We start from the raw sequence: 10,822 nt of genomic DNA, 5'->3' as shown, positions 1-10,822 counted from the left end.
ACTGGAATAGAGGGACGGTAGAAACAAAAAAGCCCGCATTGCGGGCTTTCAGGACTTTGTATCAGGCTCTGGTGACCGTTAACAAAGAATTTTGGTGGAGCTGGCGGGAGTTGAACCCGTGTCCGAAACTTTTTAAACAAATGATAAATATGAATTAATTTTCTATGAAAATCCGCGCGGCTCCTTTACGGCTCCTTTCGTGTCCCGCCGCTGGCTAATAGTGGTCTTCGCTCAGTGTTTCCGTCGTACTCTTTCAAATAAGACCCGTAATGCCTGAAGAGCATCTCCGGCCCCTTGTGTCCCATCTGTCCGGCGAGCCAGAAAAGGTTGGCGCCCTGGCTAATGTGGCGTGTCGCGAAGGTATGCCGGGTCTGGTATGGGTTACGGTATCTGATTCCCGCTTTGCGTAATGTCGGGACCCAGGCTTTTTTGCGGATCGCGTCTGCGCTGGCCCACGGCTTATTCGTTTTCGGATCCTCGAATATCGTCGCGTCTTTCATGAAGGTGAAAGTTTTCTGATTCGCCAGCACAGCCATCGCCACATCGTTAAGTTCTACTTTGCGTATGCCTGCCTTTGTTTTCGTCCCCTTAATAACGCCAACTACTCTCGCGTTCTGAACGTGCGCAGTCTTCCCTATGAAGTCGATATCGCGCCAGCGAAGCGCGCATAATTCCGAGCTGCGTAAACCCGTTTGTATAGCGAACATAAACAGATTTTCCCACTGCTTATTACCGGCAGAGGAGAGGAGGGCATCCACTTCTGCTGGTGAAAGCGGATCGACAATATAGTCGCTGTCAGCAGTCGATTTGTCGCTTTGATACCGGGATGCCGTTACCAGAGATACCGGGTTGAGTTGGAGCACGCCATCTGTTACAGCCTCGTCAAGCGCTGAGCGCAGGAAAGAAAGTTGGTTGCGAATTGTCTTTAGCGTGGTGGTGCGGCTCTGGATCCATGCTTTCATCGCCGCCGGAGTCAGCTCGCTTGCAGGCAGTGAATGAAGGGCTACCAGAGCGCTACGACATTTTTTATAACCGCCAATAGTAGACGGCGAAAGTTTTCGCGTTTCACAGATGTTGATGTATTCGTCCAGGTACATTTTTATTGTCTTTCCAGCAGCCGCATTGCCAAATAATTTTAACCGTGCGGATCGCGGGAAATATTCTGCATAAACGAATGTTCCACGCTCGATTTGGTTATGAATTTCGCCGAGGGTCCGCTCGGCGTATTTCAAGTTTTTGGGGCTCACTTCCAAATTAGAAAGGGGCTCTCTGCATTTCACCCCTCTATAAGTGAACGTGATATTGATGGTTTCACCCTGGCTGTGCTTCCTGATGGTCACGCCGCGCGGGAGTTTAGGCGACTCTGTCTTGCCCATTTAGCTACCTCACTTAGATCAATCCATCTCTCCTTAACGCCTTCCACCTTCAGCACTTGAACTCCCTCCCGCCACACACCACGCTGCACGCGTTTATTGATGGCTTCGAGAGTCTCGCCTGTTTCACTGCAATAAGTTGAGATAGGGACACAATCGAGGTTCAGCATAATTCCTCCACTTTACCGGCTGCACCCGGCCACTCTTTAAAAATACAGGTCCCGCAACCATTACGGGCCCAGTCACAACAGCTACCACATCGGTTTACTTTTTTAGCTGCGGATCCTCCATATCGGGCTTTTTAAAGTTCGCCTCTATGGACTCGCCCAGCCGCTTAAGCCAGTCGGCCAGTTTCAACGCGGCTTCTTCTGGCGACTTCTGGGGAGGGAAATCAGTGATTACGATACAGGCATCATAATTACCGTAACCGTCACGGTTTATCGACATGCTCTGCTCCAGCACCGTCAGCTGATTGCTGTGCTTAACGTAGTAACGGGATTCTGACGTTCCGGTGCTGCGCTCTTTGACATAAGAGACAAGCTCCACTTCGGTGGTTATAGTTTTCCCCTGATCGCCCTCAATACGCTGAATCATTTTGTGGGAGGTAACAGACATCACTTAATCTCCCGCTCCGTTTTCCAGTACCTATCACTGCTGTTTGCTGCTATGTTCCATTTGCACATAATTCTTCTCTCTTTGGATGGGTTGCATGACAAAGAAAATGATTAGACTGATCGCAGCTTTCGCTATTACATGCATGTTCATCATTGTTCCATCAACGTGGGGCATGAATGGATCCGACCATGGGTTCGCATATCGCTTTGTATGGGATTTGGGACCAGACGAAGAAAGCGCGATACCGCGAACCATTAATGCTGCTTATATCTTTGTCCAGATAATAGGTGTCCTTGCGATCACTTGGCTCATAACCAAAGACATGAAAAATTGATGATTTCCGACATTTAGACTGCTCCTTGGCGACGGACGTAGACGGCATAGCTTTCGGCTCGCTCAGCAGTCAAGTTGTAACTGCTCTGCATGTTGCAGGAGGACCCTTCCTCGCTGGCAAATTTTCGATACGCGACCGCCATTTCATCCAAGCCACGCGATCGCATTTCAGCCAAGAAGGCGTCGGTGGCCGGGGTTTCTGCTTTGGCTTTACGCAGCAATTTGACGCATTTCCACGACTCTGCAACGTCAGCATTACCATGTCGCTCTTTGGCGTGTTCCCGGTTAAGTTTGATGACCTTCTTCGCGGCAGACTTCACCGCCGCATTCTCCACCGCGAGCCTGTCCCGCTCGCTCAGTGATTCACATAGTGCTGCTCGGGTTACATCCAAGCGCGTAGCCAGCTCGGTGACCAACTTCGCTGACTCCGGGGGTAATGACCGGGCTGCCTTGTGTGCTTCAGCCACTAATTCTTTTGTCGTCAGGCGCATTTGCGGATCTCCATCAGCTCGTTGAACCGGGCCATGAACAGACCGTAGGCCTGCACCGGACGTAGCGGAATTACGGTAAACAGGTCGGTTGGCGGGATACCAACGAGGACGGGCCATACCGTGCCGTCGTCGATGTCCAGGTCGCGGCGTTCTGTACCGAGCATGACCAGATCGGCATATTTAACGGTGGGGTGCTGGTGGGCCGGCAGTCCGAACTTCTCACGGATCACGCCATCCACATACGCTTCGACGCGCCGGTAATCAGGCAGAATACGCTTCAGCGGTGCGGGAATATCCTGGACGTAGGCTTCAGCCCCATCATGCAGCAATGCTTCGAGCGCGAACTCTGCGGGAACCAGCTGGCTCACCAGCACCGAATGCTGCGCAACGCTGTAGAACTCCGGCAGGTGGCCGGCAAAGCGGCAGATGTGAGAAAGGGCTGTGGCGATATCCTCGATCACGATATCTTCGTGATGAATATCGAGGTAGTTAATATGCTTCCCGGACAGTGTCTGTATATATGACATTACGTGTTCTCCATTAATACGCGCTGCACCGCGCCTGATTTTTGGTTGAGCGAATCCCTCGCCTGCTGGCGATCGTTAATTTAATTTCGCTTCACTATATGCCCCTGATCCGGGGCATTTAAGGCAACGTAATTAAGCGCTGAAAGAACCAATAAAGGTTTCCATCTGGCTGCCTTTGAACTTCTCGACCAGCAGATCACGGAACTCGTTGGCCATATCTTCCTGCTGGGCTTCCAGCTGGACAATGCGCAGCACCAGGGTAGGGCGATCGCCGCCGATGATGCTCAGCCGCAGCTTGAATGGACGCTCTGCCAGACCCTCGAACGGCACGCAGCGAAACTCGAACGCCACCGGCATGATGTCCTGCGTGCGAGCTTCAACGCTTTCCATCAGAGAACGCTTACCGCTGAAGTCCTGATCCTCATAGTCCGCTTTCTGGATGGACTCGATAGTGATTTTGCGGATCGCTGCTGCTGATTTTTTGGCGTCAATAACCTCGCCGTCGGCATCAAAGCCGGTCAAATTTTCTGCCCAGTCTTCCAGCCACTCGGCCAGTTCTTTCTGGGAGTGCCGATCGCCATTGACTGACAGCAGGGAGGCAAACGGGGCTGTCTTTTTCAGCGCCAGCTGCGCGGTGTTGTCTGCATGCCCTGGGCTTTCAATTGTGCCGAGGTTGAAGACCGCTGCGGCGCGCATATCGTCAGCGTTGATAAAGCAACGGCTACCTTCAGCAGCGTACCCAGTGGAATAGCGCGTAAAGTCTTCAATGCTGGCGGTTACCATCTTGCCGCGGAAGCGGTAGCGCTCCATGCAAAGCGATTCCAGGCTCTCAATGCGGACACCCTGCGGAACGACAGCTGCAGGGCAATCCACACTTTCAAGCTTCTCTTCAATGAAGCGGGAGAGGGTCAGATCACTAATTTTTTCGATCGCGGTACCGTCTAAAGAGTGGGACATGATTCTTCCTTAAGAAAAAGTGAAAGGGTTATTGCTGGGCGCGCAGTTTCGCGTCAGCGTCGCCGGCAAGCGTGAACAACTGGCCCTGATCTTCCTGCAGGATGGTCAGCTTGCCGCCGCGGTTCACATACATTGGGGTTTCGGTGGTGTCCTCTTCGGAAGACTTCCCATGCGGGGTAGGGCGCACATAGGAGAGCTTGTGCTTGATGTTGACGCGCTTCTCTTCGACGGAATTGCTCATGCGGTCAATTTCAAACGTCAGGGTTACTTTCCCTTTCTGGCCGTTGTTCAGCACGCCAAAAGCTACTTCACTAAGTGCGACAGCGATCTTGTTCTCGAACACCCCGCCGTCCAGTTCGCCCAGAAAATCGGGCACTTTGGTTAAACGTTCATTACTCATCGGTTTACCCTCTGAAGGCGGCTGCCACCGCCGGTTAGTTTCTCCACACAACACAGGAGAGTACCTGCGGTTAGGAAGCCGCCCGGGTGGATTGGGTTATGAGCCCGTCACCCGGTGATGCTCTCGTGTGTTGCGTAAAAAAATGCGGCATCCTCACGGGTAGAGACGGATGCCGCCAAAGACAGCAACGCAGCTTTTACAGGTTTCAAGTTGTGGGCCAGACGCTGATCTTCTGGTTGCCGTCGGAGCGGCTGCAATTCACCACAACTGGAAGCGCACTCCGCTGTTTTCACACCTGTCACCCATAACTGGTTTGAAGGAGTGTGCTTCCATGTTGTGTGCCTGTCTTTTCACCACTTTCAGGCTCGGTGCTATCCTTACAGGAGTTCAAACCAAGCAAGGAAAACAGATGCTTAAATCAACTCTTATAGCTACATGCCTTCACCAAAACTCGCTAATTCCCGACGTACCGACTGGTGAGGCGGCAGTAAAAAGAATTTTTACTGAGTACTACCCGGGGCGTGACTTCAAAAAATGGAACACTCAATTGCCGGATCACATCGTTGAGCGTTTTTTACAAGCATCGCGCAATGCGAACACGATTCGCGTTGATTCCTTCATTAGGGATCTGTGGAATCAGTGAGAGGCGCAGAGCCGAACGTTGCAAATCCCGGATGTAAAATGGTTTTCCCGGAAGCGTTGGCTTCACGTTCCAGTGCTTCTGGAACCATCAGCGCTCGGGTGAGTGCCTCCATAAACTGTATGTAGTCAGCAGCTACAGCACCATCTGTTTTCAGTGCCGCCAGGGGCGCACCGTTAACACGAATCTCAACCACTCTTCCTGACTTGCTCATATCAACCACCTCTGATTTCCTCTGGCGAATCATCCCCATCTTCATACGCCTGGGGCGGCTACTGCGTGGGCGTCCTGCCTGTTCGCTGTTGCTGTGAGGTACATTATGTACCGTTAGGGTACATTGTCAAGCACAAAAAAACCCGCTTCCGCGGGCTTGTGGTGAAATTAATTTTTATGATGGTACCTTCGGGGCTTGCCTGAGAAGATCACCGTACCGATTATGGAGCAGTTGCCATCAATCTTAACGTAGGGCTCCGGCCAACTTTGATTCAAGGCCTTCAGGTACTTACTGCCGCCATCCTCAATTAATCTCTTGAAGGTGGTCTCTCCTGAATCATGCATCAACGCGATAACGTCATCGCCATGACATGCCGGAATTTCGGGATCTACGAAAATCATGTCGCCCGGACGGTACTCATCGATCATAGAGTCACCAATCACGCGCAAGATATACGTCATGGGTCCGCACGGCACAGGGCACGGATAAGTTTCAACACTACTCAAGTCAACCTCGGCAAAGCCAGCTTCCGTCCATGCTCCTGCCTGCACCCAGGATATAACCGGAACCAATGTTATATTTCTATTAGTGTCTGATACGTCAGGACTTTTTGCAACATTAGTGGTTTGATGTTCCTGATCCAACCAGCCTAAAGGCAAATCAAAGCATTTTTCAATATGACGAGCCATTGCATCGCCAATATTTTTAGACGCGCCATCCCCCATAAACCTGCTGGTTTGGGTAGGTTCTCTGTCGATCATGGTGGCGAAGTAAGTATTTCCGCCGACACCGTCACGCAGTTTTCTGGCGTTTAACCGCCTAATTTCCTGAATCGTTTTCATCCCAGAATTAAACATTGTGTACCTTAAAGGTACAAGTACCTTGTAGGTTCATATTATTCATGTAATATGTACACAGGAGGTACATATCATGAAAGAGTATTGGGACTCTTTATCGAAAGAGCAGCAGTTCGAGTTAGCAGTAAACGTCAAATCAACTCCCGGTTATCTGCGTTTGGTTTTCAACGGCTACAAAAAGGCAGGATTCGCCCTCGCCAAAAAGCTCGAAGAGATCACAGCTGGCGCAATAACTAAATCTGATTTGCGACCGGACATCTACCCGAAACAGTAACCAAGATCGTGAAGAAAAGACACCACAGCATCAAGGAGTTAACCGTGGATAACCAACAACACTGGCAAGTCGAAAAACAGCCCGCATGGCTGGTGGCGGCAATTAAAAAGACCATCTCAAGCCTGCCGGGCGGTTACGCCGAGGCCGCTGAATGGCTGGGCGTGACAGAGGATGCGCTTTTTAACCGCCTGCGCACCGGCGGCGATCAGATTTTCCCAATGGGCTGGGCGATGGTTCTCCAGCAGGCCAGCGGCACCAAGCACATCGCTGATGCGGTATCGCGCCATTCGAACAGCGTCAACGTTCCGCTGGTGGACATTGAGGATGTGGATAACGCCGATATCAATCAGCGCCTCATGGAGTCTATTGAGTGGATCGGTAAACACTCGACGTACGTTCGCAAGGCTACTGCTGATGGCGTGATTGACCAGGTCGAACGCGAGCAAATCGAAGAGAACAGCTATCAGGTCATGCAGAAATGGCAGGAGCATTTAACGCTGTTATATCGCGTTTTTTGTGCGGCAGAAAAGAATGACGCCCGCGAGTGTGCAGCTCCGGGCGTCGTGGCGTGTCGAATCAGTGGAGAAACTAACGCATGAACAGTTTAACGGTAAATCACCGTCTACCGCAACTTCGTGGCTTCCCGGTTCATGGAACCACGTCGTTTCGGTATGAGCGCATGGTATCAGGCCGCTGGGTTGCGTGTAACCACAGTCGGGCGGCCGCAATTGTGGGGGTGTGGCGTCGTAAAGGGGAATCGTTATGCGTGAGCTCGACAGGAGATTCAGAGATCACCGCGGCGTCCCGGTTCGGGTTATCCGGTGGGAGCCAGAGACCCGACGCGTCATATACCTGCGAGATGGGTACGAGCATGAATGCTTCAGCCCTCTCGATCAGTTCCAGCGCAAATTTACAGAATTAAAGGGCGACCATGAGCACTAAATTAAGCAGCTACGTTTGGGACGGCTGCGCGGCTTCCGGCATGAAATTGTCCAGCGTGGCGATCATGGCGCGCCTGGCTGATTTCAGCAGCGATGAGGGAGTGTGCTGGCCTTCCATCGATACTATTGCGCGGCAGCTCGGCGCCGGGCCAAGCACTGTGCGAACGGCGATCGCGAAACTTGAGAAAGACGGCTGGCTTAAGCGCACTCAGCGCCGCCAGGGTAACCGTAACGCATCCAACATCTACCAGCTGAACGTGTCGAAGCTTCGTGCGGCGGCGCTTGCTCACCTGCCAGATTCTGACACGTCAAATTCTGACGCATCAAAATCTGACCCGTCAAAATTTGAGGCATCAAAATCCGGCAAAAAAGGCGGTTTTGACCCGTCAGAATCTGGCGGGGATCCGTCAGTAAAATCAACTACTGATCCATCAGATAAAAAACCTTCTTGTCAGGTTGCGCCGCAACCCGACCCTGCCGTGTTGATCACTGACCAGGCAAAACAGGTTTTATCTCACCTGAACCAGACAACCGGATCACGGTACCAAGTCTGCAAGTCGTCTCTGGACAACATTCGCGGCCGCTTGACCGAAGGATTTACACCTGATGAGCTGACGCTGGTGGTTGATTACAGCGTCGAAAAGTGGGGCGACGATCTGAAAATGGCTGAGTATCTGCGCCCGACAACCCTGTTCCTGCCCTCCAAGTTCCCTGGCTACCTGCAATCGGCGAATAAGTGGGACTCCGCCGGGCGCCCGGCACGCGAAACATGGGGCCAGCGTAAAGCGGATCCGATGAAGTTCGGTCCTGTTGATAAAAAAATTCCTGAGGGATTCAGGGGGGCAACATCATGAGCATCGAATCTGAAGTTTTGCAGTTCGCGCTGGATAACCCTGGCTGCAGCACCCGTCAGGTTGCCAATGTTCTGACCCATAGCTCGTTTCGCACGATCAGCCGCTGCCTGTTCCGTTTTCACAACGAGGGGAAGCTTAAGCGCGAGATCCATAACGACACGACGATTGTGTATTACCCCTGCGAAGACTTCGTCAAAACCGAAGCCGCTGCAGCAGCTGCGTCCTACGCAGACACGGTGAAGACCCTGACTGAATTAGAGAATTACGCCATCGAGCTGGAGAAGAAGGGGTTTTACCTGCGTGCAGCCACGGTATGGCTTAAGGCTTTCGACCTGTCTCCAGCGAATAAGGATCGGGAGCGTTACGTCAAACGGCGTGCGTCATGCCTCAAACAGGCCAAGAAACGCTGCGTAACAGATGCGTGCTTGCTGGCAGGCCATTACATCGGAGAAGACCAATGACCAATAAATACTGCCGGGACCTGGCCGAACTGCGCAGCCAGGCGCTGCACGAACTGAAGGAAGTCGGCGACCAGTGGCGCACGCCGGATAACATTTTCTGGGGCATCAACTCCATGTTTGGACCGTTCGTTCTGGATCTGTTTACCGACGGCGAGAACAGCAAATGCGAAGCGTATTACACCGCTGAGGACAACGCGCTGGTGCAGGACTGGTCCGCCCGGGTGTCAGAACTCAACGGCGCCGCGTTCGGGAACCCGCCTTACAGCCGCGCCAGCATGCATGAAGATGATTACATCACCGGTATGCGTTACATCATGCAGCATGCCAGCGCGATGCGTGACAAGGGCGGTCGTTTTGTCTTCCTGATCAAGGCTGCAACCAGCGAGGTGTGGTGGCCTGAAGATGCCGATCACGTTGCGTTTATCCGCGGCCGTATAGGTTTCGATCTGCCGATGTGGTTTGTGCCAAAAAACGAAAAGCAGGTGTCGTCCGGAGCGTTCTTCGCCGGTGCGGTCGTTGTATTCGACAAGACCTGGCGCGGCCAGGCGATGAGCTATATCAGCCGCAAGGATCTGGAAGCGCGAGGGGATGCTTTCATGGCGCAGATCCGCCGCGAAGCAGAGCGTCTGATTAAGCGTGATGATCCGCATGGGCAACCTCAGAAGCTTATTCCTGAGGCTCTCTCCCCGCAGGAAGAAACGCATGCTCCGGCCAGTCCTGTGCTGGTGGATGAAGCTCCACCAGCAGCTGCTGAGCCAGAACTCCCGCTGACCAAGAAAGACATTCTGGAGCAAAGCGGTTTTAACTTCTGGGCGTGTGCATGCGCGGCGTTCGGCGACAAAGAGGTATACACCTTCTCAGAATCGCGCTTTGCGCACACCTGGGCATCTGATTCCGTCACAGCCCCCGAATTTATCGTTGTGCCGACGGAAACGATCGCCAAAGCGATAGAGCTGATTAAAGAGAATGTCGATCAGCAGCAACTCATTGCCTGGCTGGACCAGCAAAGCTTTGAGCATGAAAACATCCGCGACGATATGAAGTCCCGCCTGTTAACTCTGGCGCCAGAGGTGATCACCGAATACGGGATAGAGGCCGCTGAGGTAACGGCAGTTCTCGAGTCCATCCCCCAGCATCACTGGCACAATATTCGCTCTCTGCGGGCCCGGTTCCGGCTTCTGATGGATGAACGCAAAGCCGGGCAGAAAGAGGAGAAGGCTGCGTGAAAACCTTGACCATTCGCCAGCAGGAGGTCCTGGATCTGCTGTTGAAATACCAGAGCGAGCACGGTTATCCGCCGACGATTTCGGAGCTGTCCCGATTGATGGGCGTAGTATCGCCGAATGCGGCCGCCCTGCAGTTGCGTGCATTGCAGCGCAAAGAGGCAATAACGATAGTCCCGGGCGCGCATCGCGGCATAAAAATCAACAGCCAGCCACCGCAGCTGGTATCGGAGGATAAATGAAACTGGTTCTGCCATTCCCGCCGAGCGTTAACACCTATTGGCGATCCCCCAACAGCGGCCCGTTAAAAGGCCGCACCCTTATCAGCGCCAAAGGAAGGGCATTTCAGAGCGCGGCATGTGCGGCGATCATTGAGCAGCTTCGCCGGCTACCCAAACCATCCACATCACCGGCTGCAGTAGAGATCCTCCTCTGTCCGCCAGACGCTCGCTGCCGGGATATCGACAACTACAACAAAGCGCTGTTCGACGCGCTTACTCATGCTGGTATCTGGGAGGATGACAGCCAAGTGAAACGCATGCTGGTGGAGTGGGGACCGATAACACCTAAAGGGAAGGTTGAGATAACGATCGGCCTGTATGCATAGACAGGAGGATGTTGAAAGTTATGCAAATCAGCAGTAATGTCGAAAAGTGCAAGCG

General features: G+C 52.8%; 18 protein-coding genes. 9 read left to right on the top strand and 9 right to left on the bottom strand.

From position 1 onward, the window contains the following. Nucleotides 1–185: 185 nt before the first annotated feature. The 7 genes from ACOKCT_RS21865 to ACOKCT_RS21835 all read right to left on the bottom strand — a co-directional run bounded on the left by ACOKCT_RS21865 (nt 186) and on the right by ACOKCT_RS21835 (nt 4,696). A complete protein-coding gene (locus ACOKCT_RS21865; RefSeq protein ID WP_420193901.1) occupies nt 186–1,376 on the bottom strand; it encodes an Arm DNA-binding domain-containing protein in 1,191 nt (396 codons plus the stop codon). Next, nucleotides 1,337–1,543, bottom strand: coding sequence for an excisionase (locus ACOKCT_RS21860; protein ID WP_231600409.1), 207 nt, complete (start codon nt 1,541–1,543; stop codon nt 1,337–1,339). Before ACOKCT_RS21860 ends, ACOKCT_RS21865 begins: the two co-directional genes overlap by 40 nt. Before the next feature lie 94 nt (nt 1,544–1,637). Continuing rightward, nucleotides 1,638–1,988, bottom strand: coding sequence for a hypothetical protein (locus ACOKCT_RS21855; protein WP_420193900.1), 351 nt, complete (start codon nt 1,986–1,988; stop codon nt 1,638–1,640). Nucleotides 1,989–2,335: 347 nt separating this feature from the next. Beyond that, nucleotides 2,336–2,812: a hypothetical protein gene (locus ACOKCT_RS21850; RefSeq protein ID WP_420193899.1), complete on the bottom strand. Its 477-nt coding sequence runs from the start codon at nt 2,810–2,812 to the stop codon at nt 2,336–2,338. Continuing rightward, complete coding sequence (locus tag ACOKCT_RS21845) at nt 2,803–3,339, bottom strand: HD family hydrolase (protein ID WP_420193898.1); 537 nt, start codon at nt 3,337–3,339, stop codon at nt 2,803–2,805. The genes ACOKCT_RS21850 and ACOKCT_RS21845 overlap by 10 nt, the downstream gene beginning before the upstream one ends. A gap of 132 nt (nt 3,340–3,471) precedes the next feature. Next, nucleotides 3,472–4,296, bottom strand: a complete 825-nt coding sequence (locus ACOKCT_RS21840; RefSeq protein WP_420193897.1) for a YfdQ family protein — start codon at nt 4,294–4,296, stop codon at nt 3,472–3,474. Nucleotides 4,297–4,324: 28 nt separating this feature from the next. Next, nucleotides 4,325–4,696, bottom strand: a complete 372-nt coding sequence (locus ACOKCT_RS21835; protein ID WP_420193896.1) for a hypothetical protein — start codon at nt 4,694–4,696, stop codon at nt 4,325–4,327. 169 nt (nt 4,697–4,865) lie between these two features. On the opposite strand from ACOKCT_RS21835, the gene ACOKCT_RS21830 reads away from it, so the two are divergent. Next, nucleotides 4,866–5,339 (top strand): hypothetical protein, encoded by a 474-nt coding sequence (locus tag ACOKCT_RS21830; RefSeq protein WP_420193895.1) that lies wholly within the window; start codon nt 4,866–4,868, stop codon nt 5,337–5,339. On the opposite strand, the gene ACOKCT_RS21825 is transcribed toward ACOKCT_RS21830, so the two are convergent. Both ACOKCT_RS21825 and ACOKCT_RS21820 read right to left on the bottom strand, forming a co-directional pair. Beyond that, nucleotides 5,317–5,589, bottom strand: coding sequence for a hypothetical protein (locus ACOKCT_RS21825; protein WP_420193894.1), 273 nt, complete (start codon nt 5,587–5,589; stop codon nt 5,317–5,319). The two genes, ACOKCT_RS21830 and ACOKCT_RS21825, sit on opposite strands and share 23 nt — an antisense overlap. A 128-nt stretch (nt 5,590–5,717) precedes the next feature. Continuing rightward, the gene (locus ACOKCT_RS21820) at nt 5,718–6,392 is read right to left on the bottom strand and encodes a LexA family protein (protein ID WP_420193906.1); all 675 of its coding nucleotides are present in this window, start codon (nt 6,390–6,392) and stop codon (nt 5,718–5,720) included. Nucleotides 6,393–6,480: 88 nt separating this feature from the next. On the opposite strand from ACOKCT_RS21820, the gene ACOKCT_RS21815 reads away from it, so the two are divergent. The 8 genes from ACOKCT_RS21815 to ACOKCT_RS21780 all read left to right on the top strand — a co-directional run bounded on the left by ACOKCT_RS21815 (nt 6,481) and on the right by ACOKCT_RS21780 (nt 10,767). Then, on the top strand, nt 6,481–6,681 hold the full coding sequence (locus ACOKCT_RS21815; protein ID WP_420193893.1) for a transcriptional regulator: 201 nt from the start codon (nt 6,481–6,483) through the stop codon (nt 6,679–6,681). A gap of 44 nt (nt 6,682–6,725) precedes the next feature. Next, on the top strand, nt 6,726–7,280 hold the full coding sequence (locus ACOKCT_RS21810) for a YmfL family putative regulatory protein (protein WP_420193892.1): 555 nt from the start codon (nt 6,726–6,728) through the stop codon (nt 7,278–7,280). A 163-nt stretch (nt 7,281–7,443) separates the two neighbouring features. Beyond that, nucleotides 7,444–7,623, top strand: coding sequence for a DUF4222 domain-containing protein (locus ACOKCT_RS21805; RefSeq protein WP_420193891.1), 180 nt, complete (start codon nt 7,444–7,446; stop codon nt 7,621–7,623). Further along, the gene (locus ACOKCT_RS21800) at nt 7,613–8,476 is read left to right on the top strand and encodes a conserved phage C-terminal domain-containing protein (protein WP_420193890.1); all 864 of its coding nucleotides are present in this window, start codon (nt 7,613–7,615) and stop codon (nt 8,474–8,476) included. The genes ACOKCT_RS21805 and ACOKCT_RS21800 overlap by 11 nt, the downstream gene beginning before the upstream one ends. Next, nucleotides 8,473–8,937, top strand: coding sequence for a PerC family transcriptional regulator (locus ACOKCT_RS21795; protein ID WP_420193889.1), 465 nt, complete (start codon nt 8,473–8,475; stop codon nt 8,935–8,937). The genes ACOKCT_RS21800 and ACOKCT_RS21795 overlap by 4 nt, the downstream gene beginning before the upstream one ends. Then, entirely contained in the window at nt 8,934–10,163 is a 1,230-nt protein-coding gene (locus ACOKCT_RS21790; RefSeq protein WP_420193888.1) for a phage N-6-adenine-methyltransferase, read from the top strand. The genes ACOKCT_RS21795 and ACOKCT_RS21790 overlap by 4 nt, the downstream gene beginning before the upstream one ends. Then, entirely contained in the window at nt 10,160–10,402 is a 243-nt protein-coding gene (locus ACOKCT_RS21785) for a hypothetical protein (RefSeq protein WP_420193887.1), read from the top strand. Before ACOKCT_RS21790 ends, ACOKCT_RS21785 begins: the two co-directional genes overlap by 4 nt. Next, nucleotides 10,399–10,767 (top strand): RusA family crossover junction endodeoxyribonuclease, encoded by a 369-nt coding sequence (locus tag ACOKCT_RS21780; protein ID WP_420193886.1) that lies wholly within the window; start codon nt 10,399–10,401, stop codon nt 10,765–10,767. Before ACOKCT_RS21785 ends, ACOKCT_RS21780 begins: the two co-directional genes overlap by 4 nt. Nucleotides 10,768–10,822 lie beyond the last annotated feature (55 nt).

It is taken from the genome of Leclercia sp. M-A074-M (assembly GCF_965195605.1).
In the GTDB taxonomy this organism is placed as follows: Bacteria; Pseudomonadota; Gammaproteobacteria; order Enterobacterales; family Enterobacteriaceae; genus Enterobacter.
This window is presented reverse-complemented; position numbering and strand designations above follow the sequence as displayed.